Annotated in this window: 23 protein-coding genes; 11 read left to right on the forward strand and 12 right to left on the reverse strand. The window is 46.2% G+C overall.

What is annotated here, in order from left to right; genetic code table 11:
* Window positions 1-12: 12 nt before the first annotated feature.
* Complete coding sequence (locus MIC7113_RS18580) at window positions 13-2,358, reverse strand: tetratricopeptide repeat protein (protein ID WP_015183713.1); 2,346 nt, start codon at window positions 2,356-2,358, stop codon at window positions 13-15.
* Here MIC7113_RS18580 and MIC7113_RS38685 point away from each other — a divergent pair.
* A complete protein-coding gene (locus tag MIC7113_RS38685) occupies window positions 2,348-2,482 on the forward strand; it encodes a hypothetical protein (protein WP_256374757.1) in 135 nt (44 codons plus the stop codon). The two genes, MIC7113_RS18580 and MIC7113_RS38685, sit on opposite strands and share 11 nt — an antisense overlap.
* 255 nt (window positions 2,483-2,737) lie before the next feature.
* Here the strand turns inward: MIC7113_RS38685 and rpsF are convergent, their stop codons facing one another.
* Window positions 2,738-3,070, reverse strand: a complete 333-nt coding sequence (gene rpsF / locus MIC7113_RS18585) for a 30S ribosomal protein S6 (protein WP_015183714.1) — start codon at window positions 3,068-3,070, stop codon at window positions 2,738-2,740.
* Between the two features lie 209 nt (window positions 3,071-3,279).
* On the opposite strand from rpsF, the gene MIC7113_RS18590 reads away from it, so the two are divergent.
* Complete coding sequence (locus MIC7113_RS18590; RefSeq protein ID WP_015183715.1) at window positions 3,280-4,071, forward strand: fumarylacetoacetate hydrolase family protein; 792 nt, start codon at window positions 3,280-3,282, stop codon at window positions 4,069-4,071.
* 190 nt (window positions 4,072-4,261) lie between these two features.
* Here the strand turns inward: MIC7113_RS18590 and MIC7113_RS18595 are convergent, their stop codons facing one another.
* Both MIC7113_RS18595 and MIC7113_RS18600 read right to left on the reverse strand, forming a co-directional pair.
* Entirely contained in the window at window positions 4,262-4,744 is a 483-nt protein-coding gene (locus tag MIC7113_RS18595) for a Tic20 family protein (protein WP_015183716.1), read from the reverse strand.
* 165 nt (window positions 4,745-4,909) lie between these two features.
* Window positions 4,910-5,107: a hypothetical protein gene (locus tag MIC7113_RS18600; RefSeq protein ID WP_015183717.1), complete on the reverse strand. Its 198-nt coding sequence runs from the start codon at window positions 5,105-5,107 to the stop codon at window positions 4,910-4,912.
* 162 nt (window positions 5,108-5,269) lie between these two features.
* Here MIC7113_RS18600 and glyA point away from each other — a divergent pair, with 162 nt between their 5' ends.
* Window positions 5,270-6,553 (forward strand): serine hydroxymethyltransferase, encoded by a 1,284-nt coding sequence (gene glyA, locus MIC7113_RS18605; protein ID WP_041780997.1) that lies wholly within the window; start codon window positions 5,270-5,272, stop codon window positions 6,551-6,553.
* A gap of 88 nt (window positions 6,554-6,641) precedes the next feature.
* Here the strand turns inward: glyA and MIC7113_RS18610 are convergent, their stop codons facing one another.
* The gene (locus MIC7113_RS18610; protein WP_015183719.1) at window positions 6,642-7,205 is read right to left on the reverse strand and encodes a GNAT family N-acetyltransferase; all 564 of its coding nucleotides are present in this window, start codon (window positions 7,203-7,205) and stop codon (window positions 6,642-6,644) included.
* A gap of 173 nt (window positions 7,206-7,378) precedes the next feature.
* On the opposite strand from MIC7113_RS18610, the gene MIC7113_RS18615 reads away from it, so the two are divergent.
* Window positions 7,379-8,671 (forward strand): competence/damage-inducible protein A, encoded by a 1,293-nt coding sequence (locus MIC7113_RS18615; protein WP_015183720.1) that lies wholly within the window; start codon window positions 7,379-7,381, stop codon window positions 8,669-8,671.
* A 435-nt stretch (window positions 8,672-9,106) separates the two neighbouring features.
* Window positions 9,107-9,583: a type II 3-dehydroquinate dehydratase gene (gene aroQ / locus MIC7113_RS18620; protein ID WP_015183722.1), complete on the forward strand. Its 477-nt coding sequence runs from the start codon at window positions 9,107-9,109 to the stop codon at window positions 9,581-9,583.
* Window positions 9,584-9,665: 82 nt separating this feature from the next.
* Here the strand turns inward: aroQ and MIC7113_RS18625 are convergent, their stop codons facing one another.
* Window positions 9,666-10,862: a sensor histidine kinase gene (locus MIC7113_RS18625; RefSeq protein WP_015183723.1), complete on the reverse strand. Its 1,197-nt coding sequence runs from the start codon at window positions 10,860-10,862 to the stop codon at window positions 9,666-9,668.
* 330 nt (window positions 10,863-11,192) lie between these two features.
* Between MIC7113_RS18625 and MIC7113_RS18630 the strand changes: the two genes are divergently transcribed.
* Window positions 11,193-12,152, forward strand: a complete 960-nt coding sequence (locus MIC7113_RS18630; RefSeq protein ID WP_015183724.1) for an ADP-ribosylglycohydrolase family protein — start codon at window positions 11,193-11,195, stop codon at window positions 12,150-12,152.
* A 608-nt stretch (window positions 12,153-12,760) separates the two neighbouring features.
* Window positions 12,761-15,277 carry an HD family phosphohydrolase gene (locus tag MIC7113_RS18640; protein ID WP_081594668.1) on the forward strand — a complete coding sequence of 839 codons (2,517 nt, stop codon included), beginning with the start codon at window positions 12,761-12,763 and terminating at the stop codon, window positions 15,275-15,277.
* A gap of 226 nt (window positions 15,278-15,503) precedes the next feature.
* On the opposite strand, the gene mdh is transcribed toward MIC7113_RS18640, so the two are convergent.
* The 5 genes from mdh to MIC7113_RS18665 all read right to left on the reverse strand — a co-directional run bounded on the left by mdh (window position 15,504) and on the right by MIC7113_RS18665 (window position 19,102).
* Window positions 15,504-16,463 (reverse strand): malate dehydrogenase, encoded by a 960-nt coding sequence (mdh, locus tag MIC7113_RS18645; RefSeq protein WP_015183727.1) that lies wholly within the window; start codon window positions 16,461-16,463, stop codon window positions 15,504-15,506.
* Between the two features lie 173 nt (window positions 16,464-16,636).
* On the reverse strand, window positions 16,637-16,858 hold the full coding sequence (gene ndhO / locus MIC7113_RS18650) for an NAD(P)H-quinone oxidoreductase subunit O (protein ID WP_015183728.1): 222 nt from the start codon (window positions 16,856-16,858) through the stop codon (window positions 16,637-16,639).
* An 82-nt stretch (window positions 16,859-16,940) separates the two neighbouring features.
* Complete coding sequence (locus MIC7113_RS18655; RefSeq protein ID WP_015183729.1) at window positions 16,941-17,900, reverse strand: DNA-formamidopyrimidine glycosylase; 960 nt, start codon at window positions 17,898-17,900, stop codon at window positions 16,941-16,943.
* Window positions 17,901-17,903: 3 nt separating this feature from the next.
* Window positions 17,904-18,248 (reverse strand): photosystem I reaction center subunit IV, encoded by a 345-nt coding sequence (locus MIC7113_RS18660; protein ID WP_015183730.1) that lies wholly within the window; start codon window positions 18,246-18,248, stop codon window positions 17,904-17,906.
* Window positions 18,249-18,463: 215 nt separating this feature from the next.
* Entirely contained in the window at window positions 18,464-19,102 is a 639-nt protein-coding gene (locus tag MIC7113_RS18665) for a DUF6391 domain-containing protein (protein ID WP_015183731.1), read from the reverse strand.
* A gap of 191 nt (window positions 19,103-19,293) precedes the next feature.
* On the opposite strand from MIC7113_RS18665, the gene MIC7113_RS36585 reads away from it, so the two are divergent.
* From MIC7113_RS36585 to MIC7113_RS34245, 4 genes are all read left to right on the forward strand, one after another.
* The gene (locus MIC7113_RS36585) at window positions 19,294-19,461 is read left to right on the forward strand and encodes a hypothetical protein (RefSeq protein ID WP_155898036.1); all 168 of its coding nucleotides are present in this window, start codon (window positions 19,294-19,296) and stop codon (window positions 19,459-19,461) included.
* A gap of 87 nt (window positions 19,462-19,548) precedes the next feature.
* The gene (locus tag MIC7113_RS18670) at window positions 19,549-20,205 is read left to right on the forward strand and encodes an alpha-ketoglutarate-dependent dioxygenase AlkB (RefSeq protein ID WP_015183732.1); all 657 of its coding nucleotides are present in this window, start codon (window positions 19,549-19,551) and stop codon (window positions 20,203-20,205) included.
* Window positions 20,206-20,333: 128 nt separating this feature from the next.
* Window positions 20,334-21,665 (forward strand): YcaO-like family protein, encoded by a 1,332-nt coding sequence (locus tag MIC7113_RS18675; RefSeq protein ID WP_015183733.1) that lies wholly within the window; start codon window positions 20,334-20,336, stop codon window positions 21,663-21,665.
* 8 nt (window positions 21,666-21,673) lie between these two features.
* Window positions 21,674-23,050 (forward strand): TfuA-related McrA-glycine thioamidation protein, encoded by a 1,377-nt coding sequence (locus MIC7113_RS34245; RefSeq protein ID WP_015183734.1) that lies wholly within the window; start codon window positions 21,674-21,676, stop codon window positions 23,048-23,050.
* An 81-nt stretch (window positions 23,051-23,131) separates the two neighbouring features.
* Here MIC7113_RS34245 and MIC7113_RS38860 read toward each other — a convergent pair whose 3' ends face one another.
* Complete coding sequence (locus MIC7113_RS38860) at window positions 23,132-24,502, reverse strand: TerD family protein (RefSeq protein WP_015183735.1); 1,371 nt, start codon at window positions 24,500-24,502, stop codon at window positions 23,132-23,134.
* Window positions 24,503-24,556 lie beyond the last annotated feature (54 nt).

Genomic DNA, 24,556 nt, shown 5'->3' on the forward strand with positions numbered 1-24,556 from the left:
AAACTCCAGTATTTACAAACGCGGCAAAATCTCCGGCAACAACTGCCCCGGCACCTTAGCCAAAGCACGACTTTGCCCAGCCATTCCACCTTCTTGATAAATGGTACGAATGCTCTTAATGATGTAACTGACAGCCGTTTGGTAGGACTCCGATTGTGCGGCCTCATCTTTGCAAACTTGTGCGTGTTGCTCTAAAGCCGATTCCAGATGAGTTAACTTAGACTCTTGACTGATAAAAAAGTGTAACTCCGTTGCTAGCTGGTAATGGGCTAATCCCAGATTATTGTGGGTTGCAAACACATCAAAATTAACGGATATGGGTGGGTTGGTTGGAGATGATTCCTCCGTTAACGCCAAAGGCCGACGTCCCGCTAGCGCTAACGCCTTTTCATAAGCATCAATACATTGCTTTAAGTATTCCGCTCTCTGCTGTGGTTGGTTCTGGCAACGGTCTGCCAAATGCCAGTAAGCTGTCCCCAAATTATTCAGCGTAGCCGCACAAGCCGCAGGAGCAACCTCCGGTGTTCGGTACTTCAACGCCTCCTGATAAGCCACTGTTGCCAGGGGTAACCAGATTTCCTGTTGCTCGTACTGAGCCAGATTCCAGTAGGCCGTCCCAATGTTATTTTGAATCATGGCCCAATTTAACGGCTCAGATTGAGGGGCATAATAAGAAAGAGCCTCGTTATAAGCTGCGATCGCGGCTCGTAAATGGGCAGCCGAAGCTTGATGCTGAGCTAAATTCCAGTGAGCGGTACCCAAATTGTTCTGCGTAGAAGCATACTTTAAGGGATCACTGTCAGCACGGCGATAGCGCAAGGCTTCTTCATAGGCACGAATTGACTGCTCCAAGCTCTCTGCTGGGTCTTTGTGTCGAGCTAAATCCCCGTAAGCGGCTCCCAGATTATTTTGAATCATCGCGTAGGTTTGGGGCGCTTCTTCCGCCGTCAGCTTCGTCAAAGCCAGTTGGTAGGCTTGAATGGCTTGCTCCAAATAGGAAAGCGCTTGATCCACGCTGCCAGGACAACGGGACAACATCCAATACAGATTACCCAAATCATTCAGGATATCTGAAACTTGGGGCGAGGATTTGTCTAACCAATGCAAGGCTTGCTCATAAGCCTGGATGGCAATCATCAAGTTTTCTTCAGAGGCGTCTCCCTGCTCAATGGCATGGCGATAGTGATGACCCAGTTCTAAATAAGTCTCTGCTGGCGACTCGGTTGGCTGGGGTTCTGGCTGTGGTGTGGGCGAGGAGAGGGAGGGTGGCAAGGATTGCCCGTTTGCCGATGCTGCTGAAGTCGGTTCACTTGATTGGGAATGAAGCAGGGGGGGTTGAGGATAACTCATGAACTCATCAATCTGAAGTTCCTCTAATTCCCGCTCTAAATTACCCAAACCCAATTCAGCATGAGGTGTTAGCGGCATTGATATCTCATGCTCTATGAGTTCCTCAAACACCCCTGTCTCGTCTTCTTTTAACGGAACAACCTTTTGAGCAGGAGGAATCGGGTAATGGGTCGTTTTAGCGTAATCATTTGGGACACAGAAGGCTGTACCCATTTGATGGTTTGGTTTCCCCAATGGGGAAGCGCTAGCGACCTTAGGCGCATCTGCGGCTGGTTTGTGAGCTGGAGGGTTGAGAGGGTATTGTTTTTTCCAACTAATTTGCTCAATAACGGGTCGCTTGTCGCTTTCTGCCAAGTCGTGAGTCAGGAGTGTTCGCAAGTGTTCCTGGAAAGAACCTTGTCCTGCCTCGGACTCCAACGCCACTGAATTGGGGGAAGCCTCTGGTTTAGAAGCACCAACCGGAGGTAACGGAGTTGGCTCTCCTTCAAACTCAAAGATACCTGTGTGCCACTGCCAAAACTCTGGTACAGACTGCTGAATCATGTGGAACCAAGGTCGTGGCAACCAAAGTAATAAGGTTGATTCCAAGCGCAGCAAATTTCGGTCAATTGATTGTAAGCGTCTGAGAAACAATCGCTGCACCGATGGCGGTTGCCGCGTTAAGCGCTCAACCCCTAGAATTTGAAAACCTGGCGCTGGTTTAGAATTACGGAATTGCCGATTCTGGGAGAACCATTGAGCAATTTGGGCTAAAGGATTGGGGTCGCTCAGGTTTAATTTCAGGCTGATCAATCTTGAGTTGCCTGGAGCGTCCATGGACGCTCTTGCCGAAGAGGTACCCAACTCGGCATGTAATTTACCTGCTAAACGGTTGCGTAGGCTCAAGTCATCACACACCGCCACAAAAATTTGGCGACGCAGACCAAGACTCAATGCAAGTTTCAAGCGTTGATAGGTTTGCTGATTCCAGCTCGAAACTTTATGGGGGGCACGATCCGTGAGTATCATGTTGGTGGACACAGGGGCACAGGCGCTAGGGTTGCAGGTGTTCGCTGACAAAAAAGACACAGGAGCCGTGGAAGTGGGTATCTATAAACACTTCTTCCTACTCTTGTGGCCTGGGTCAGGATAGGCTAACCGCGTCTATGGGAGAGAAAACGGCAATCTCAGCTTTATTTTGAAAAGAGCTGCAATAGCGTTGAAGTTTATGGTTTTTCGTTACAGATAAAAATCCCCGTCTGAAGCAGAAATTCAGGCGGGGGTAAAACCATACTCTTTGAAAACCAGCCATCTGCTAGATGCGGCAAAAATTTGCAACCCTTAATGTAGAGTCATCAGACTTCCTACACAGAGTTACTGGGTGGGGTGGCAGGCTGATTTGCGGTTACTAAGCCTCTACTTCAACTGGAGCGGGTTCTGGATCAGCTTTGCGGTCTTCCAGTTTGAGGGTCAAGTAACGAATCACTTCTTCACTCAGACGCATCGCTCGTTCCACAATTGCCACATGGGTTGCAGGCGCTTGGTAATTCATCTGGATATAGATCCCTTCGCGGTGCCTGTTGATTTCATAAGCCAGACGACGCTTGCCGCGATGCTGAATTTCGAGCTGCTCTACACCCTGTTCACGCAGAAGGTTTTCATATTTGGCGATCGCTTGGTCTACCTGCTCCTCCCCTAAATCGGGGCGCAGGATGTACATCAATTCGTAATTACTAGCCATGGTGTTAATCTCCTTGTGGACAACTTGGCCTCTTCACAAGACGATGGACAGCACCAAAAATAGGTTACTGTCCACCTAATCACAGAAGAAGCAAGGACTTAAAATCTTACTATTTTCTGGTATTAATTCTAGCTAGTCGCCAGGGTCAATTTGCATCTACTCCAAACCAAGACGGCTTACGCTCTAGTTAGCAAGGAATATCTCACATTATGGCGCAGCGCTATGTCCGAGTCAAAACGTCTAAAGGACAAACCTACTACGGTTTGTTGCAACTCACTCGCAACATTCAGGTTCTCGATGCACCGCCTTGGTTGCAGGGACAACCTACGGATTTAGAGTTAGAACCGGGTAGTTACGAACTGCTTGCTCCTTGTGCTCCCAGCAAAATTGTGGCTGTGGGCAAAAATTACACGGAACACGCCCAAGAAATGGGAACCTCTGTACCAAAAGAGCCACTCCTGTTTCTGAAACCTCCGACCTCGATTACATCCGCCGACAAGGAAATCCAGTATCCTCCTCAGTCGCAGCGAGTAGACTACGAGGGAGAGTTAGCGCTGGTGATTGGTGAGCATTGTGTAGACTGCACACCTAAGCAAGCTCAAAGCAAAATCTGGGGCTACACGATCGCTAATGATGTCACAGCTCGCGATTTACAACAACAGGATGGTCAATGGACTAGAGCCAAAGGCTTCAATACCTTTTGTCCCCTCGGCCCTTGGATTGTCCGAGAACTGAGCGCTGGGGCAAGGTTACAAACCTTTTTGAATGATCGCCCGCAGCCTGTCCAATCGGCATTGCTCACTCAGATGGTATTTCCGCCAGAATTTTTGGTGTCTTACATTTCTCAGGTGATGACACTGCTACCAGGAGATGTTGTGCTCACAGGTACACCCCAAGGTATTGGTCCGATGCAGATGGGCGATCGCGTTCGTGTCGAAATTGAGGGCATCGGCCATCTAGAAAACACTGTTGTCGCCCGCTCTGCTCTAGAAGCCCCTTAGCAGCAGATGGGCTAAACCGGAGTGCTTTTTCAATTGCTGCTGCTCAATTCACTGGCTCTCAAGTTAATGGCTCTTAATCTTAACAAGAGAGCTTGTACCTATTAATAGGTGTACTTTGTGCAAATAGTTGATGTCCTTCTACAATCAAATAAAGGCGGGATTTGCAGTTAATTGAAATTGATGAAGGATATCAGCGAACTTGTGCGTAAGCGGCTTCGGATAGCGTCGGAATTTCGGCGTAATGTCCCAGTAAAGACCGAACCATTGAATAGCTACAAGCCGCCACTATAGCTAAAAATACGAGATTAATCAATGTGCTTACAATCAAGCTGCTCGTACCCAAGACTGGCTGTAAAATTCCCAAAACCAAGCCAACCAGAATCAGCAAAATATCTAAAAGAATCGCTTGCATGGCGTTGAAACGAATGAAGTGAGAAATTCTTTCATTTCTTACTACTGCTAAAAATAGGACAAAGAAAATAATTAGACTACCCCACCGACCTAAGCTTTGGTATAGGGCAATCACAGGGAGGAGGGGCAGAAACAAAAATTGCAAGGGTGGAAACTGTTGAAGAAGTTTACCGAACTGGAGCAAGCCCTCAATCAAAGGCAGCAGATAAGGAAGGCAAGCAAAAATTCGGTCTTGAACCGTTGTTGAACCGCGCCAAGTCATTGTGCGTTCTCCTTGTGGATGTTACTCGTGAATTTTTTCCGACTAAGTTCAGGATAGCGCAGCCCAAAGGTCTACCGGGTCTGAGACGTGGGTAGATTTCCCCATCGGTTCCAAAAGAAAAAAAAAGCGATCGCCATTACTCCTGTCGCTTTCCTAGGCTGGACACTATTCAACCCTGGCGATACGGAAGCCCATCTCACACTCGTATTGATCGGGTTGCTGGGGCGTGAGCTTACGTACCGCATGACCACAGCCGAGTTTGCCTTGACGCCAGCGGGGTTGACCGCTTTGATCGGCGAGTAAGCAGGTCTGACAAACACAAGCTGGGGAAAGGATTTGTTCATCCATCAGAATGACTAACATCTAACACCTCCGCTCTAGCTCTCATACCCTGGATGCTATTCATCTTAATTGAGCTCTGTGGAGACAAGTGTAGATAAACATACAGCTTAACTATCTCTCGGTATTGGGTGGCAAACAGAGCTAAGATCGATGACTCAAGCGCATCTTTCGGGATTAACTCAAGTGACTCAAAGTAACTTAGATTTTCTGATTCAAACCGATCCTGCTGTAGCCGAGTGTCTAGGGGAAGAACTCCAGCGTCAGCGCGATCATTTGGAGTTGATTGCCAGCGAAAACTTTACCTCAGCCGCCGTCTTGGCAGCTCAAGGCTCAGTCCTGACCAATAAGTATGCTGAGGGCTTGCCAGGAAAGCGTTACTATGGCGGCTGTGAGTTTATTGATAAAGTTGAGCAACTCGCCATTGACCGTGCTAAAGAGTTATTTGGCGCAGCTCATGCCAATGTCCAGCCTCATTCTGGTGCTCAGGCTAACTTTGCCGTGTTCCTGTCTCTGCTAGAGCCTGGTGATACGTTTATGGGTATGGATTTGTCTCATGGGGGACACCTGACTCATGGTTCACCCGTGAATGTATCGGGTAAGTGGTTTAAGGTATGTCACTACGGTGTCAGCCCTGAAACCGAGCAACTGAACTATGAAAAGATTCGGGAACAAGCGCTGAAAGATCGACCTAAGCTGATCGTTTGCGGCTATTCTGCCTATCCTCGCATCATTGACTTTGAAAAATTCAGAAGCATCGCCGATGAAGTGGGTGCCTACTTAATGGCGGATATTGCCCATATTGCCGGTTTGGTGGCGACCGGTCATCACCCTAACCCAATTCCCCATTGTCATGTTGTGACAACGACCACACATAAGACGCTGCGGGGGCCAAGAGGTGGCTTAATTCTCACCAATGATGCTGAATTGGGCAAGAAGTTCGATAAAGCGGTTTTCCCTGGTACTCAAGGCGGCCCCTTGGAGCATGTGATCGCGGGTAAGGCGGTGGCATTTGGGGAAGCGCTGAAACCGGAATTTAAAGAGTATTCCGCTCATGTGATTGAAAATGCTAAGGCGCTAGCCACTCACTTACAAAAGCGGGGCTTCAAGCTGGTTTCGGATGGAACGGATAATCATTTGATGCTGGTCGATTTGCGTTCGATTGGCATGACCGGTAAGCGTGCTGACCAACTGATGAGCGGTGTCAACATTACGACCAACAAGAACACGGTACCGTTTGATCCAGAGTCACCCTTTGTTACCAGTGGTTTGCGATTGGGTTCACCCGCCATGACGACACGGGGGATGGGTCAACCAGAATTCACCGAGATTGCTGACATTATTGCCGATCGCCTGCTCAATCCAGAGGATGAAACTGTGGCGGCTGAGTGTCGGCGTCGGGTAGCCGAATTGTGCGATCGCTTCCCCTTGTACCCCCATCTGAATATTCGCGTGCCGACTCTGGTTTAGGGAGAGTGGAACCGGAGCTTTATCGCGGTTCTTATGTGAATTCAAGAGTTTTTGTAGGGGCACGACATGTCGCGCCCCTAATAGGTGATCAACCTCTCCCCATCTCCCCATCCCCTGAGTAACGGCGAAGTAGCTCGAAGCGAATACTTCCTGCCTCTGAACCTTCTCCAATATTCGTAAACTGGCATTTTTCCAGAAGTCGTTGTGAGGGTTTAAGTTCTGGCAAGGTTTCTGCGATGACGCGCTGAACTTCAGCATGATTAAACGCCCAATCAATCAGGGCTTGGATCGCTTCGGTACCGTATCCTAAGTTTTGAAATTCCTTTAAAACTGAGTACCCGATTTCTACTGTTCCATCAGAGGTGGGTTTACCTTTAAAGCCTCCATTGCCAATTAAAATCCGCTCATTTTTTACCTGACTATTGAGAACGAAGTACCAAGCCCACCATCCTATTTGATCGGGAGCTTCCTCCAACCTCTGTAAGAAAAAAGACATCGTTTCATGGTCGTTAAATTCAGGAGGCCAAGTATCGGGTACACGCGCATTAAGGAGCTGAGCAAACTTGGCGCGATCACTGATTTCTGCTTGTGCTAGTTCTAAAGTTCCTGCTATCACTTCTAATCGTTCAGTTGTGATCCGAAATGGTGTCATGGTTCCCGTTTGTTTGAAGTTCACTACACCAAGAATTCCTCAAGCAAAGCTACTCATGATCCTTTGGGTATAAATGCATATACAACATTTTTTGTCAAGATACAAGGCTTAGTCTCTTTCAGGTAGTCTAAGTAGTCTAAGCTCCAGTAACCATTAACCCGTCACCGCTGAGAATGAGTGCTGAAATCATTTGTGTTGGGACAGAACTACTCCTGGGAGAGATTCTCAATAGCAATGCCCAATTTTTAGCGCATGAACTAGCTTATTTGGGCATTCCTCACTACTATCAAACGGTTGTGGGTGACAATCCAGAACGTTTGAAGCAAGTGTTGGCAATGGCTTGCGATCGCAGTAATATCTTAATTTTTACAGGGGGTCTTGGCCCGACGCCAGATGACCTAACCACAGAAGCGATCGCCGACTTTTTTGGTGTACCCCTGATTGAACGCCCAGACATCCTCGAAGACATTGCCCAGAAATTTGTCCAACGGGGACGGGAGATGACTCCCAATAACCGCAAGCAAGCGCTGATTCCCAAGGGGGCAGATGTATTACAGAACCCAGGCGGCACAGCCCCTGGGATTATTTGGCAACCCCGCCCGGACTTAACGATTCTCACCTTTCCCGGTGTCCCCAGTGAGATGCAGCAGATGTGGCGGGAAACCGCTGTTCCCTTTCTCAAAAGTCAAGGCTGGGGTCAAGAAATCATCTACAGCCACACGTTAAGATTTTGGGGCATTGGGGAGTCTGCATTGGCTGAAAAAGTGGGCAACTTTTTCAACTTAACCAACCCCACTGTTGCGCCTTATGCTTCCCAAGGAGAGGTGAGATTACGCATTTCTGCCCGTGCCACCTCGGAAGCGGAAGCCTACCCGTTGATTGAACCCGTAGCCAGACAACTGCGGAAAATTGGAGGGCTAGACTATTTTGGTGCCGATGACGATACTCTAGCATCGGTGGTGGGTCGTCTCTTAACGAAAGCTTCAGAAACCCTCAGTGTTGCGGAATCTTGCACAGGCGGGGGATTGGGCAGTATGGTGACGAATGTTGCGGGTAGCTCTAATTATTTTTTAGGGGGCGTTATTTCCTATGACAACGCCGTGAAATCTTCTCTACTAGGTGTTCAGCCGTCAGATTTGGAACAATGGGGGGCTGTGAGTAAACCCGTAGCGATGCAAATGGCGGCGGGAGTGCGATCGCGACTTTCCACCTCATGGGGACTCAGTATTACAGGTATTGCAGGACCCGGTGGCGGGACAGAATCTAAGCCGGTTGGACTGGTTTACATTGGTTTAGCCAAACCGGATGGCGATGTAGAATGCTTTAAGTATTCGTTGGGTCAAACTCGCTCTCGCTCTTCAATTCGTCATGCTAGTGCCTGCCATGCCCTAGATATGCTGCGGCGTAGACTGCTGGTTAGACCCACCAATAATCACTTCCCTTTCTCCGTGACGATTCATGAGTAATTCAGTTAATCTAGAACTAGAGGCAGATAGAGAAAAAGATTTGGATTTGATCCAATGCTCTAATTAACCCTCCTAGGGTGGGATGGAAATGCTTTTCGTTAGTGTGCTAGTCTGGAATTAATAAGAAATGCAACACAAGTGGCTTTTTTTATCAGACACTGTCTGTAATCAAATGATGAGCAGGCGAGCTTAATCATCCTGCCTTTCTAACTCAGAAAATCAGTGAAGAGACTCGCTCGTCCCGATTGAAAAAAAATACAGGTTGTCTCACAGGAGCTTTCTGTTTAATGGACTATATAGAAAAGGTGCTGGAAAAACTCAAAGAATGGGCTCGTAAGCTCATTGAAACCCTCTTGGGACCTGAGGCCCAGCCAGAACCTGAACCGATTCCCATCCCTGTTAATAACCCGGGGCGTCGCCGTCGGTAGTTAATTTGTGTTTGTGCCTAACGAAACTCAGAGCCACTTAAGTATCTTGGTTCTGCATGGTCCAAATCTCAACCTATTAGGACGCCGAGAGCCAGGAATCTACGGTTCGGTTACCTTGGGCGAGATTAACGATCGGCTAGAACAGGAAGGGCAAAAGCTACAGGCTAAAGTCAATGCCCTGCAATCCAATCATGAAGGTGTCTTGGTTGATGCGATTCATGATGCTTTAGGTCAGCATCAAGGAATATTAATCAATGCTGGTGCCTATACTCACACTAGCGTAGCGCTGCGCGATGCCTTGACAGCAGTCGCCATTCCTACTGTAGAGGTTCACCTAAGCAATATCTATCAGCGAGAAGCCTTCCGGCATCACTCTTTCATCGCTCCTGTAGCGATCGGACAGATTAGTGGTTTTGGTGCAGACAGTTATAGATGGGGACTCCAGGCTTTAGTAAATCACTTGAGAAAGTTGGCTAGTCGTTAAATCATTATCCAATTGTTAAATCATTATTAAATTATCGCACATAAGTTGACCGCTTGAGGGTCAGGAACTCTGCGATGTAAGCTTAACACTCGCTGGAAATAGCGATCGGCAAAATCACTGTAAATGTAGAGCCGACACTCAATTGAGAAACTAGTTTAATCTCTCCTTGGAGTATCTGTACGAGGCGAGAGACAATCGCCAGACCTAAGCCAGTGCCTTCTTGGTGGCGAGGTCCCTGGTTAAAAACGGCTTGTGAGTAAGGTTGAAAAATGTGGTCTCTATCTTCTGGGGCAATTCCAATGCCCGTATCACTTACAGCGAGAGACCACTTCTGGTCGGGTAAACTCTGACAAATCACTTGAATCGAGCCAATCTCTGTATAGCGAATCGCATTGCTCAAGAGATTGGTCAAAATTTGCTGTAAACGAAATGAATCTGAGAAAACCTGCTCAGGAGCGCCTTCCTCATCAATCTTTAACTCTAAACCTTTAGCTTGCGCCAAGGGATTCAAGATTTCGCTGACTACCGCCATCATTGAATGGACATCGATCCACTCTAGATTCAGCTTAATTTGATTGGCTTCATAGCGCGACAATTCCAGGGAATCATTGACAATATGGAGCAGATGCCGCCCTCCTTGCAGAACTCGCTCAATACTGCGAAGACTCAAAGAGTCTGACTCTGCGCTAAGTTTCTCTTGTTGTAAGCGCTGGAGCAGTTCAGAATAACCAATGACAGCCGTTAGGGGTGTCTTTAACTCATGAGCCAGGTAGGATAAATTATCTTTACTGGATTCAACCAGACGATTAAGTTCCTGGTTCGTGAGGGTCAACTGACTCTGTATCTGCTCTAATTCATTGAGACGCTCTTGTACATAGCTCTTATAGCATACGGAAATGGCTTCATCTAGCACCGTATTGATTTTGCTAAAAAGTAGAATAATCTCTTCAGGAGAGCCTTTGAGACAGTGAGGCGCTAGTACTGCAAAAATAGTTCGACGTAAGAGACTGTACTCTTGAGCAATTTCGTCAGCCTCATATCCTTGTTTCGCTCGTAACCGACCGTGTTCTAAACTTCCATCAGCAATCTTTTTAAAGTTTTTCTGAGAATGTGCGAGTACTGCGGCTAGGGATTTAAGAAGCTTGGGCAGCGAGTTACCCAGAGCTGTATCAGACAAGTTAATTGAGCTTTCTATGCGGCGATCTTGACGAACTTCTTCCATCCATTTCTCTATGATGGACTCAGCTTTTTCAGCGATAATTTGGCTAATATTTAGCATGGATTCCCTTGAGTAGTCGATTTGGCGCTTCGGGATGATGTAAAGTGCGTTCGCTCCAATAAGCCCATGCTCCCGGTGACGAAAGCAACTCTTCTTAAGACTACCCGTTTAGAGATTGTTGTTCACTTCTGAGTTAAAAACCCGCTAAACTAGCCAGGTTCTAGACCTGCCCAATTGACTATTAGTCAAAAAAGGAGAAGTGCTACCCTAGATTAAGTGACCCACTGGTTCTGTAACTTCTAGCTGAAGATAGGTCATTCCCCCGATCAGTTTTGCCATACTAGGACAGAAATCAGTTAAGTAATGTAGGTTAACCGGTCACAGAAATTGATGAGGTATTCACTTTTAAGCCGGTTTCAAGGTGCATTACTGGGCAGCTTAGTGAGAGAAATGCTGCTTCCTAAGGGCAGCCAGGGTCAGGTTTTGGGTGGAGTTTCCCTTACATCGCCCAAGCAGGAAGACGCTCAAACCCTTCAACAGCTTTCTGTATGGAACCAGCTAGCGACTTGCGGGATAGAGAGTTTAATTCGTTGTGGCAGGTTGAATTTAGAAGATTGGTGGTTGCTTTTGGAGAAGACGCCGTCATCTCTCGGTTTAAAATCTGTTCCTAGCATGAGTGAGTCCGCCTTGGCGACGATACCCATTGCCCTGTTCTTTCATGAGGATGAGGTTAAGCTGCGCCAACAACTGTTCACCTGTCAAGACCTTTGGCAACATCAAGCTGAGGCATCAGAAGGAGTTTTAGCGATCGCTTATGCCCTCTCACTGGCTCTCAGGGAACAGCTTGATTATGCTACCTTAATTCCTCGAATCCAAATTTATGTAGGAAATCTAGAAACCTCTCAAAGCCCTCTAATGAGGCAACTGGAACAAGTGCAAATGCTACTGAAGAAGGGAGCCGGATTAGAGACAACCCTCACCCAATTACGTCGAGACGCCCAAATTCGAGGCGAACCCTTGGGGCGTGCCCACACTTCTATTGCCCTCGCCTTCTACTGTTTCCTCTCCACTCCAGAGGATTTTCGCCTCGCTGTCAGTCGTGCGGCTCGTACCGGCTACCAACCCCAGATCACGGTTGCCCTGACTGGCGCTTTGGCTGGGGCTTATAATAGCATCATTGGTATTCCTGTAAACTGGCGTCTGACAGCCAACCGTATCAGTAGCGGCAACCAACATCTGCAACTAGCAGACCGACTGCTTGAGGTTTGGGCAGGTGTGTATGATGTGTCAGCGTTAGGGCAGGGTCAGCCTTTAGCGGTGGCAGCACCACAAGTGATTCAGCCTCGATAACCACTGTGATCAGTCAACCGTTACAGGACAAAGACTACAAATGCCACGTTCTTTCGCCTTAAATCTTGAGAACCCATACCTTAACGCTCATTGATTCGTTCTCGAAAGAAGGGAGCGACTATCTGTGCAGGATTAAGCGAATCCTACAGTAGCCAGAGCGAAAACCGATCAGAACCCAAGTCAAAGGGGAGTCGCCAAGAATTCAGCCAAAAAGCCAGGATGTCGTAAGGGTTTTCGAGAAGGAGTTTGCCCCTCTGAACCTTGCCAGGGAACGGTTACAGGGTAATCATGAAAAACTTTGTCAATCAAAAATTAGCGTCGGAAATCTTAATTTTATTTTCCCTATCTCGATCCTACCTCAAGAGCCAGACTGTCACACTGATAGGCAGTAAGGTTAAATCGGTCAGCTATGGTAGTCAAGGCAATAAAACCCCAATGGATTTCAATAGGGTATTTCCCGCTCTCATTTTGTAAGGTAAAAAGAAGTGAACTCAAAATTTACACGATGTAATTTAAGAAAAGCTAAATAGGAGTGTTCTATCTGAAATCACAGCCAGAGCCTTGCTTTCCCCACCGCTATCGTCACCTGAAATGGCAAATCTTGTGCTATGAAAACGTTTCATTCGTTGACACAGCCGCTGATGCATTTGCGGCGAACACCTGAGCAACTTCGCGCTTGGTTGTCATTTAGGGTGTCTAACTCCTCTAACCAGACCGTAGACGCGATTCATCATGTCTCTACGGGAAGCAAAACCTTAGTGGATGAAGCCATGCATTCACAACCGTTGCCTGGATTACCAACCAAGCGCCGTAAGCCCAAAAGCCGTCCACCCGTGATGTGGCTAGTGGCTGTGGTTTCTCTCACCAGTGCGATGGGGAACCGATTCTACAATCAGCCAAAGCTGGATGTGGGTACGATAGCTCCACAAACGCTCCGGGCACCCAGTCCTGTTAGTATTGAAGACACGAAAACCACAGAGGAAAAGCGTAAGGCCGCCCGTACAGGTGCTGTCCCTGTGTTGATGTTTGACCACTCGCTCACCCAAGATCTGATTCAGGCGATTGAGCAATCTCTGGAAAGGGTGGAAGAATTGCGCCAAATGTGTGGCCCTTATCCCTTTGCAGAGGCGACGATTCTCTCAGAGGCAACCCAGCGCTATCTGCGCCAAATTACGGAACCAGAGTGGCAGGAAATTTTAGCGCAAGTCGATAGCCTTCAAAGTACCCAGCCGGCTGCTCCAACCCTGGTACTACCCGATCAGGCTGTACAGGCACCTAATCTGCCGTTGACTCAAGCCGTTAAAGAACTGCAACGCTACCGTCAACTGTCTTCTCCTCAAGCTTTTTCAGATCTGATTGAGTCGATTTCCTTGGCTCGTCAGGGTTACGTTGTAGCATTGCGTCAGCTTTCCGAGCTGCAACGCGCTGAATCTGGTCGTCGCTACGATGCTTCATTGCTGGAACTCTCAGATCAGGACTGGCAGGAGACACGCAAGGGTATCATCCAGGCGTCCAAGCTCATCCTGACTCAGGGCATTCCTCCAGGACTCCCGTCAAATATTTTAATGGAAGCGGTGAGGCTGCAATTGAGTTCCTTCGTCCCCCAAAAGGCCGAGCCTGTAGCGGTTCCACTGCTGACCAATATTTTGCAGCCTAACTTAAAAGAAGATAAAGAAGAGACGAAGCGAAGAGCGGAACAAGCCGCACAGGCCGTAGATCCAGTCATGGTCTCCGCACAGCAGGGTGAGGTGATTGTCTATGCTGGAGAGCAAATCAATCAGGCGGATTTTGTGTTGCTGGATCACTTCAAATTGAGCCGTCGGGAAATTAACTCCCATGGTCTAATTGGATTCGGCATTTTTGTGAGCGGAGGTCTGGTTATCTTTTGGCTAGTAGAACGGCGTGTGCATCCTAGGCTCAGACGGCGTGACCACATTTTGCTGTGGCTGCTGGCATTGAGCACACCGCTACTGGTCATCTTGAACATTTCTTATACAGACTTGCCTGCCATTGGTTTGTTAGTCGGCAGCTTTTACAGCCCTGCTTTGGGAGTAACCGTTGTCAGTCTGCTGACGGGGTTAGTGGGCTTTGGTATGAAGGTGAGTTGGGATTACTTACTTGCCGGTTCTGCCGCTGGTTTGCTCGGTTCTTGGATGGCTGGGCGGATGCGATCGCGTGAGGAACTAGCTTGGCTGGGGGGTTTTGTTGGGCTAACTCAGGGCGGAGTCTACCTGCTCTTAAATCTTGTCCCTAGTGCGGCTGTGGGTGCAGTTTGGTATACCGTACTCCAAGAGGCCGTTATATCCAGTTTGGCCGGTTTGTCTTGGACTGTGGTAGCCCTAGGGATATCACCTTACCTAGAACGTCTGTTTGACTTAGTTACTCCCATTCGTCTAGCTGAGCTGGCTAATCCTAATCGTCCTTTGCTCAAGAAACTAGCCACGGAAGCACCTGGCACGTTTCAACACACCCTATTTGTGGCGTCCCTAGCAGAAGCTGCCGCCCGCGAACTCCACTGTAACGTTGAGCTGGTCAGGGCTGGCACACTCTACCACGATATTGGTAAAATGCACGATCCATTAGGATTTATTGAAAATCAGATGGGGAGTCCCAACAAACACGACGAGATTAATGACGCTTGGAAGAGTGCTGAGATTATCAAAAAACACGTTTCAGAAGGATTGGTGATGGCTCGTAAGCACCAGCTACCTCAGGCCATTCGTGACTTTATCCCAGAACATCAGGGAACGCTGCTCATCTCCTATTTTTATTTTCAGGCTAAACAGAAAGCTGAACAAGAAGGAGGTTCTCCTGTAGACGAGAAAGACTTTCGCTATGATGGCCCAGTTCCCCAGTCGCGAGAAACAGGTATTGTCATGCTGGCGGATGCTTGTGAAGCCGCACTGCGAAGTCTCAAGGACGTTACCACAGAAACGGCTGTTGGGATGATTCATAAAATCCTCAAAGCTCGCTGGCAAGACAACCAGCTCGTCGATTCCGGGATAACACGGGAAGAATTGTCAACCATTGCCGAGGTTTTTGTCCGAGTTTGGCAACAATGTAATCACAAACGGATTGCTTATCCGAAAGCTGCACTCAATGATCAGCCATCAGTGAACAGTTGAAGGTTGTACTAAATCATCAAAAACCTTAATACTCATGGGGAAAAACTAATTTTATTTACAAATAGGGTTGACAAAATAAAATATTTGTGAATTTACTTTTCTAAAATCTTAAACATTCAGCAAAAATCGCCAGAAGTCCACTTGAGAACGACTCCCTTTTAAGAAGTTGGGAAGCCAGCGCTGTACTCGTAAAGTCAGCGTCTGGAGGATGTCACACAGTCGGCTTCTATGTCGAGGCTTGCTGAATATTGGCGCGAACGGATTCGGCAGAGGTATGGAGTGCCTCGCGTTCAGCATCCGTGAGGTTAATTTCTAACACCTTCTCAACGCCAGAACCCCCTAATTGGATGGGCACCCCGATGAATATATCATTTAAACCGTATTCGCCTTGCAGGTAGGCGGATGCAGGTAACTGCCGCGATTGGTTATTGATTATCGCTTCTACCATTAAGCAGGTAGAAGAAGCTGGAGCAAAATAAGCGCCCCCCGTCTTCATCAGTCCGACAATCTCTCCCCCACCGTTACGAGTCCGGTCTACTAAGCGTTCAATGGTGACAGCGTCCATCAGTTCAGTAATCGGAATGCCGTTGACGGTGGAGTAGCGAGGCAAGGGAACCATTAAATCACCATGTCCTCCCAACACCAAGGCATTCACATCTCTGGGAGAAACGCCGAGTTCCATCGCAATAAAGGTTTGGAACCGGGCAGAATCGAGAACCCCTGCCATGCCCATGACTCGGCTAGGGGGGAGTTGGGTCGTTTTCCAGGACAGATAAGTCACTACATCTAGGGGGTTAGAGACGAGGATGAAGATGGCATTTGGAGATTGTGCGATCGCTTTTTCGGAAGCTTCGACCACAATCTTGGCATTAATCTTGAGCAGATCATCCCGCGTCATGCCCGGTTTGCGTGGAATTCCCGCCGTAATCACCACAATATCGGAACCCGCCGTATCCGCGTAGTCATTAGTACCAATCATCTGGCGGTCATTCCGTTCAATAGGTTGTGCCTCCATCAAATCCAGGGCAATCCCTTGAGGCATCCCTTCGACAATGTCGAGTAAAACCACATCTGCTAGATTTTTCTCAAAAATCCGTTGAGCCAGAGTACTTCCTACTTTACCGCCGCCAATCACTGATACACGGCGACTTTCACATAAAATTGAGGAATTAGGAAGAGATGTCATAATTGAACCGCGAGTATTTTAAATCGCAACCATTTAACTTTAGGTTCGATCTCACATTTTCTTCTATTCCCAACAGGGTTTTTTAATGATATTGCGCTGTGCGTATGAACCTAATCCTAGTGTTGGTAGATACTGTCCACCAACACTCGTGAAAAGGCTTCAAGATATTGAGTTCACTTCATTGACTCTAACTGATCGACCCGTAACCAAATATTGGGGGTGGGCACCTGACCAAACTTGACCAGTGCATAGTCCCCCTTCATATCAACGACTTCTCCCTTGGTTTCAAACAGATAAGGAGGAAATCTTGTATCGCTGGCTTGAGCTTCTAGACTCCCTTCCAGCTTTTCGCGGATAGCGCGAACTAAGTCTCCTCTTTTGATTGTGTCTGCCATAATCGATAATTTCTGTTAGGTTACTAAATCGCTTTCTTGATTAGCATTTTAAAGCTTTTAAACCGACTAGTTTTAGCAATTTTTAACGCTTAGCAGTGGGAAGTTGCTGACAGTTTGGACAAAAATGAGAGGATCGCCCCGCCACCTTGAGGCGGACGATGGAGCGATGACAAACGCGGCAGAGTTCACCCGTGCGACCATACACCCAGGCTACACCACCGTAATTCCCATTCACCCCTTGCACGTTGAGAAAGTTACTAAAGGTCGTGCCACCCACCTGGATGCTCGCTTGTAACACTTGAATTAAACTGGAGCGGATACGCTCGATCTGTTCTGGATTCAAATCTGCACAAAGCGTATCAGGGCGGATGCCGCTTAAAAATAGGGCTTCATCGGCATAAATATTACCCACGCCTGCAACAAGGGTTTGATCCAACAGTGCGGCTTTAATAGAACGCTGACGATGACGTAGCTTACCAGCAAGGTATTCCAGGGAAAACTGCTCTGAAAACGGCTCTGGCCCCAGTTGCTTCAATCCTGTGATAATACTTTCTAAAGGCACGGAGGGCGGAACCCACCACATCTTGCCAAACGTCCGCTGGTCAACAAAGCGTAACTCCTGGTTATTGGGGAAAAACAATCGCACTCTTGTGTGTTTGTGTAGAGGTTGCTCGCGATTGAGCCACAGCAGTTGACCGGTCATGCGTAAATGCACTCCCAACCATCCGCCATCAGACGATTGGAGATTTGGACTGTTGGATTTAGGCAGGTTTTCCCTCAGATGAATTTGAGGCATTGACTCCTGACTCATGACTCCTGTTTGGTATTTGGAGTCTGAGTGAGCCAGTTGTGCCAGTAAATACTTACCGCGACGATGCCAACGGGTAATCGCAACATTCTTCAGGTGTGCTAAAAACTCACCCATAGAAAAGGGGTAGGCGATGGTGCGTGTCAGCAACACATCCCCACCCCAAATTTCTTGATTCAGGGTCATTTGATTAAGACCCTGACAAACAGTTTCAACTTCAGGCAGTTCAGGCACAACCTAACGAGACTCAGTTCCCTGGTTGGGATCGCCTTCTACCACGGGACTCCCGCCACCAGCTTCAGCCGTGGGCTGTGGGGCCTTTTGACCTGTTTTGCGAGCTTCAGCCTTCAGGGGCGTTCCTGTTCCCTTATCACCCACTTTCTTGCCTTTGGGTGCTTCAACCTCTAGAAGCTCACCCTCGGCAAAGTTATTGGTATTGATGCCGGCATAGTTGACGTTATTAAAGCGGACGATGTATGGATAGAGGATTCCACTTTGGTCTACAGTTGCGACTGTACCCACATCCTGAAACCAAAAAGATTCTTTTCTGAGTATTCGGACTTTAGATCCACGTTGAACCATATAGAGTTTTTCCCTTGAGTTCTAGTTTTACAGAGTACTACTCGATCAGAGCCGTCTGACTATTCTGGTTTTTAAGTTTTATTACCGCTGCCCCACTGAATCGACTCTTAAACCTTGCTTAAACCATTGAAAGTACCTGCGGATAGCCTTCAACGGCGAGAATACTCCTGCCTGATCCGTTAGCGGAAAGCGCTTCAGTTTCAGGACACAGAAGGTTACTCTTTCCAGCGGGCTTGGACAAAATAGGCCGAACGTCCCCAAATATCAGATGTTGCCGTAATGTCTTCAATCGCCAAGTTAAAGGGTATTGAGGTCGTCAAGTACCGTTGAACGAGGCTACCGACATCCGGTGTAAGCTGAGTCGCCGTAACGGCGGCTAAACTGAGTCCGAGAAATTGTTCAATCGGGCCTCGCGGCAGGAGAATATGAGCTCCTAACGCCAGTCCGGCGGTTAAAAACATTCCGACTGATAAATTCGTGCCGCAGCGCGGATGCACAGCCAAGTCCCATTCTCCACTGGTGAGGCGCTGTAAGGCAAGGGGCACAGCTTTTCTGATGTCAGCCAGGTTCAACTGACCGTACAAATAAAATCCTTGGTCAGTGGATAAGCCCCCTAAGCTGTCATTATCTAACGGCTGGCTTGCTGTCGAGTATCCCATGTTACCGACACCTCGCTCACCCAGAACCCAGACTGTTGCATGTTCTAGCGCATGGACCTGACGCAACAAAAGAATTTCTTTCAACCCTGGGATAAAGTTCAGTTGGCTGAGTAAATCAGTATCCTGTCGAGGGTGGGGGGCGGTAATATCAACTCCCCAGAAGTTACCGGTTTGGGCAGAAGCGGTATTCGTCATGGCAACGCGACTCCAAAAGCAGATGATAAACAGGAAGTATTTTCAACTGTAGCGTTCACATCAGGATATCGGTTTGGATACTCTCTTGCTTCTACTTAATTTTTTGATTAAATTTTAAACATCAACAGCCTGTTCACGTAGCACTGCCGCTTTTTCAGCATGGGGCTTTTCGCTGCGTCAGGTAAAACTGGGTGAAAACAGCAACACTAGGCGAATATCCCGTTCAAAGCACCCACCTAGGGGGTCACACCAAGCTCATCGGCGAAGCTAATCTGTACTACACTCAGAAATTGCCTTTTTTAATAGGCATGGTATTAGAAAAAACAATACAAGCGGCAAGAGTTGCCGATCCATCCTAATAGTTACGAAATGTTACAATGAGCAAAGCTGACCCGCTTCAATCAGGTTTCAGCGAAATCGCGTAGAGGATTTGAGACAAAGTACTGATGCAAAACTTTCTGATGAAAGCTACAGATTGTCAGCTAGATATGACCAAACTAGACTTAGATATTTTCCAAGAATCCGAAACGCTCACGATTCCAGGTCTGACTTATATTCCTAATTACGTTGATGTCCAGCAGCAAAATCAATTACTGAAGGAGATAGATGAACAAGAATGGTCAATAGAGTCATTAGAATCCGCAAGAAGGATTCAACAACATGGTTATAGATATGAATATCAAAATGGTATTCTTGTCGCGTGCAACTACTTAGGAGATTTGCCGGATTGGGCGATGCAAATTGCCAAGGGACTCTATGGCGATCGCTTAACGGAAATAATTCTCGATCAAGTCACTGTCAATGAATACGAACCTGGACAAGGCTTGAGAAGTCATATTGACTGTGTTACTTGCTTTGGTGATACCCTGATCACTCTCAGCTTGGGAAGTCCCTATATGATGGAATTTACTCATTCTCAAACCCAAGAAAGGAGGGAACTTTTGTTATTACCAGGAAGTTTGCTGGTCTTGAAAGGAGAAGCTAGATATGTTTGGCAACATGGGGTAATGCCTCGCGATCGAGATAGCTATCAAGGTAGAGAATTTATTAGAAGTAGAAGAGTATCTATAACGTTTAGAGAGGCGGCATTTCCTTATAAGTGAATCAAACTATTTCGGCGGCAAATATTTTACGATAGTAATCGCAATCTCCTACGTTCAAAATAGAGGTTTATCCAAAATCTAGATGTTGCGTTGTTCAATAGCGATCCACTTTCATACATCAACATCGAATGACGGTTATCCACTTCCAAAATCGAGCCTACCAAGCGACAAAACAATACTGGCATGGCACTCATAGAACAGCTTCTCCTAGCGAAACCTTAGAACGGGTTCGACCCTACTTCAAACCGATTGGACTAACCCGAATTGCCAATATTACAGGATTAGATAAAATTGGTATTCCAGTTACTATTTCAATCCGCCCAAATAGCTATAGTGTTTCCACATCTTCCGGCAAAGGAACCACATTAGAAGCCGCTATGGTTTCTGCCGCGATGGAGTCGATTGAACTTTACTGTGCTGAGACGATTAATCTACCGGGAATTAATCTTTCCTATACTAAAATTGCCGAGAACTATCAAGTTATTCCCCTAGAAAATTTACCGCTGCGTGAGAATTCGTTTTTTAATGTAAATCAACCAAAACAGTGGTGCATAGGTTGGGATATTTTAAATCAAAATGAGGCGGCGGTTCCAGTTCAATCCGTCTCGATGAACTACCACAGATTTTGGGAAAAAGAGGTTGCCAATCTAGGCTCTTTTGAGATGGGTTCCAATGGTTTAGCCTCTGGAAATCATTTTTTAGAAGCCGTCAGTTCTGCTTTATTTGAACTCATTGAGCGAGATGCTATCTCTTGTCATCTTGAAGCCTATCGTAAGGGATACGGGATACCCGGATATCGGATGCCGAGGGTGCGTTTAGAAACAATTGAATCTCCTATAATCCAAGAATTATTGGCAAAATTTGCAGCGTCACAGGTCGTTCCAATTCTATTTGATTGTACCGTAGATACAGAAATTTCCGTATATCGTGCCCAAATTTACGACCCCAGTGGTAACGTACCTAGTAGTCACGGTTATGGGACTCATCTCGACCCTGAAGTAGCGATAATAAGAGCATTAACCGAGGCAGCTCAAACTCGCGCTATTCTAATTTCAGGCGCAAGAGATGACATCTTTCATCAATACTATACGGTGCTGAGATTGCAGAGAAATCGCGATGCTGAAGCTAGTATTATTGCTTTAAATCCGCCAACGATAGATGCTAGGGAACGGAAATCCCAGGCGACTTCTACGTTTGAGGATGATATTGAGATTATCCTAGGAAAACTGAAAAATTCTGGGTTAAATCAGGTGATTGTATTGGATTTAACTCCGCCTGATTGGGATATTTCTGTAGTTAGAGTAATTGTGCCGGGGTTAGAAGCATCTTTTCATACAATTTATAATCCAAAGCAGCGTGCGCTCGCATTTGCAGAACGTCAGCTTTCCACTATGGTTAAACCCAAAGTTGAAGGTGTGCATGTAGCTGAGACTCATCGACCCGCCGGAGGAGCAGTTTAATCTTAATTATGAAAAAAATAGTCATATTTTTAGGGCCATCACTCCCCGTAGCAGAAGCTAAAAAAATTTTGGATGCTATCTATCTTCCTCCGGCAAAGCAATCAGACTTACTCAGTGCTGTAACCACATATAAACCCGATATTATTGGTCTAATTGATGGTGTTTTTCTCAGTTTACCCTCCGTATGGCATAAGGAAATTTTGTACGCCATTGAACAGGCGGTAGCAGTATATGGTGCTAGCAGTATGGGCGCTTTACGTGCTGCTGAAACTGATGTATTTGGGATGGTAGGAGTTGGCGAAATTTACCGAATGTACGCCAATGGAGAGTTAATTGATGATGATGAAGTTGTCACGGTTCATGGGCCTGAAGATACGGGATATTGCCGTTTATCGGAACCAATGGTAAATGTCCGCGCTACATTCTGCCGTGCTAAGGATGAAGGAATTATTGATAGTACTGTGTGTGAACAACTGAGTGCGATCGCAAAATTGATTTACTTCCCAGAACGGACGTTTCCCGCCATCTTCCGCAAAGCAGTAACGGCAGGTATCTCGCCAAAAAAAATAGAGGAAATGGCAATTTTTGTCAAGGATAATTATGTAGACCTCAAGCGTCAAGATGCTATTTTGCTTCTAGAAACGCTACGAGATTTGTCTGAATCTTCGCCTCAAGCCAAGCCGAATTTTTCTTTAATTCGTAATCAATTTTTTAGTAATCTTTATCACCGCGATCGGACGGTATTACGGAACGATACAACGGTTCCTTTGGGAGATATTGCGGGATATGCAGCGTTACATCTTCCTGATTTTGATGAGGTCAATTTACACGCTTCAAATCGAGCCTTAGTGCAGACTTTAGCTGAAATTTTGGGTATTGAAGTATCTCAAGAGGTGGTGGACAAGGAAATCCGACGTTTTCGGAACCAGCATAATATTTTTGAGGAGACAGGGTTTAGCAACTGGTTAACTGAAAATGACTTGACGCTAGAAGAATTTAATCAGTTGATGATTGAGATGGCTCGATGCCGTTATTTACAGAATTGGCTGCTGACACGGAAAGGGAATGAGAGGAATACGAAAATTTTACTGGATGAATTACGATTGCAGAATCGTTATAAAGACTGTGCTGATGCTGTAGCTGAAAGAGAAGTAATTATTCGAGAGTCCTATCCTAATTTGATTGAAGAACACGCTGATGAAGTGCCAATATCGCAGTTGATGATAGAGCATTTACGCTCTACGGGATGTCAGGTAAAATTGCGCGATGATTGGGAAAAGGAAGCGGGTTTTCTGGATTTTGAATTACTGAAGTTGGAACTTTTGCGATCGCATTTAGCGAGGAAGGCAACTTCTAATTTTGAGTCGGGTGCTTTAGAGGGGTAAACTTTTAAATTTAGAGCGACGAATAGCATTATTCATCGAGTTGATTTGCTCCGGACGATTCATACAATAACCACCTAAGCCCTAGTTCAATATTCCCTTCAATCTTGCCGCCTTAAGCCAACTGGGAAATTCATTTAGAAGTCTTTCATAGAGTTGCTCGTCAGTGATTTTTCCTAGATCATCTACATGAAAAAAGTCAGCGTTATCAACGAGCCGACCACTCATTGTATCTAGTTTTTCCAAAATCCCATAGCTAGAACCAGCCAGTCCAACAAATTGCCAAAATATAGGATATTTGGCTGCATCAACCATAGCTGTTTTTATTCCTTGCTCGTCAGTAACACCTCCATCACTAAGAAATATAACAAATGTAGGTAGCTTACTCGGCTTTTCCTGAATGTATTTCTTTATTACATCTAGTATGACAAGAGGTTCATTATTCCCAAAACCTAATTCCTTCATAAGAGAGGAAGTTTTTAAAATAAGGAAAGTCTTTTTGTTTTCTCCACATTCTTTTTGAATGTAGCCATCTACAGTGGCCTCTGTTACAGATTTAGTTCTTTTAAATCTTGAACCAAAGAACCAAATATCTAGGGTTTTATTATCATCTAGCCTACTAGCAACTGGAACTATTCTTTCAAGAAATGCTTGTACTGCACCAGAACTATATTGATGCATCATAGAGCCAGAAATATCTAAGACTAAAGCCACCCTTGCTATAACATTAGCGATATCTTTCTTTTTGAGAACAATATCTACTTTTGCTTTTAAGAGGCTAATATTTGCTTTTTTTGTGATATTAATAGGCTGCTGTTTGGTATCTTGAGTATGAGTTATTAAAGGACTGTCTACTTTAGGTTCTTCTTTCTTTTCTTCCTGGTTAGTCTCGACATGATACTTATCTACAAAAGTTTGCAATCCAGCATTATATCCTTGTCCGACCGCCTGAAATCTCCATTCTCCTTCCTTTCTATACAACCGACCAAACTCCAAAGCCGTCTCTTGAGAAAAAACCTCTTTTAAGTCGTATCGAGTCAACTCGCTTCCCGTCTCCTGATTGAAAAGCCTGATAAAGGCATTTTTAATTTGGCTGAAGTTTTGATGTTTTTCCTGCCCTTCATGAATAGTGACAACAAAAACTATTTCCTGAATCGCAGAATTGACCTTGGTTAAGTCGATATGAATCGTTTCATCATCTCCTTCACCTTGTCCAGTTCTGTTATCTCCTGAATGTCTCAGGGAATCATCTAGTGATTTCAAATTGTTGTAGAAGACAAAGTACTTTTCATCGGGAACTCTGCCATCTGTACCTAACATAAACACAGAGGCATCAATATCATAAGTCTGTCCTGTATTATTCATCTCCCAACCTAAACCGATGCTAACCTTCTTTAAATCGGGAGCTTCTTTAGAAAGATTAAATCTGTCGCCTTTGATTAATTGAATTCCCATCTTGGATATATCCTCTAGGTGTAAAATCTGCTAATTAGGTTAGCCATCTAATAA

The organism is Allocoleopsis franciscana PCC 7113 (assembly GCF_000317515.1).
Lineage (GTDB): Bacteria > Cyanobacteriota > Cyanobacteriia > Cyanobacteriales > Coleofasciculaceae > Allocoleopsis > Allocoleopsis franciscana.

Bases quoted from the DNA above. Each gene is read 5' to 3' on its own strand.
- MIC7113_RS18580 (WP_015183713.1), bottom strand. From the start codon at position 2,358: ATGATACTCACGGATCGTGCCCCCCATAAAGTTTCGAGCTGGAATCAG.
- rpsF (WP_015183714.1), bottom strand. From the start codon at position 3,070: ATGGCTAGTAATTACGAATTGATGTACATCCTGCGCCCCGATTTAGGG.
- MIC7113_RS18590 (WP_015183715.1), top strand. From the start codon at position 3,280: ATGGCGCAGCGCTATGTCCGAGTCAAAACGTCTAAAGGACAAACCTAC.
- MIC7113_RS18595 (WP_015183716.1), bottom strand. From the start codon at position 4,744: ATGACTTGGCGCGGTTCAACAACGGTTCAAGACCGAATTTTTGCTTGC.
- MIC7113_RS18600 (WP_015183717.1), bottom strand. From the start codon at position 5,107: ATGTTAGTCATTCTGATGGATGAACAAATCCTTTCCCCAGCTTGTGTT.
- MIC7113_RS18610 (WP_015183719.1), bottom strand. From the start codon at position 7,205: ATGACACCATTTCGGATCACAACTGAACGATTAGAAGTGATAGCAGGA.
- MIC7113_RS18615 (WP_015183720.1), top strand. From the start codon at position 7,379: ATGAGTGCTGAAATCATTTGTGTTGGGACAGAACTACTCCTGGGAGAG.
- MIC7113_RS18625 (WP_015183723.1), bottom strand. From the start codon at position 10,862: ATGCTAAATATTAGCCAAATTATCGCTGAAAAAGCTGAGTCCATCATA.
- MIC7113_RS18630 (WP_015183724.1), top strand. From the start codon at position 11,193: ATGAGGTATTCACTTTTAAGCCGGTTTCAAGGTGCATTACTGGGCAGC.
- MIC7113_RS18640 (WP_081594668.1), top strand. From the start codon at position 12,761: ATGAAAACGTTTCATTCGTTGACACAGCCGCTGATGCATTTGCGGCGA.
- mdh (WP_015183727.1), bottom strand. From the start codon at position 16,463: ATGACATCTCTTCCTAATTCCTCAATTTTATGTGAAAGTCGCCGTGTA.
- ndhO (WP_015183728.1), bottom strand. From the start codon at position 16,858: ATGGCAGACACAATCAAAAGAGGAGACTTAGTTCGCGCTATCCGCGAA.
- MIC7113_RS18660 (WP_015183730.1), bottom strand. From the start codon at position 18,248: ATGGTTCAACGTGGATCTAAAGTCCGAATACTCAGAAAAGAATCTTTT.
- MIC7113_RS18665 (WP_015183731.1), bottom strand. From the start codon at position 19,102: ATGACGAATACCGCTTCTGCCCAAACCGGTAACTTCTGGGGAGTTGAT.
- MIC7113_RS18670 (WP_015183732.1), top strand. From the start codon at position 19,549: ATGCAAAACTTTCTGATGAAAGCTACAGATTGTCAGCTAGATATGACC.
- MIC7113_RS18675 (WP_015183733.1), top strand. From the start codon at position 20,334: ATGACGGTTATCCACTTCCAAAATCGAGCCTACCAAGCGACAAAACAA.
- MIC7113_RS34245 (WP_015183734.1), top strand. From the start codon at position 21,674: ATGAAAAAAATAGTCATATTTTTAGGGCCATCACTCCCCGTAGCAGAA.
- MIC7113_RS38860 (WP_015183735.1), bottom strand. From the start codon at position 24,502: ATGGGAATTCAATTAATCAAAGGCGACAGATTTAATCTTTCTAAAGAA.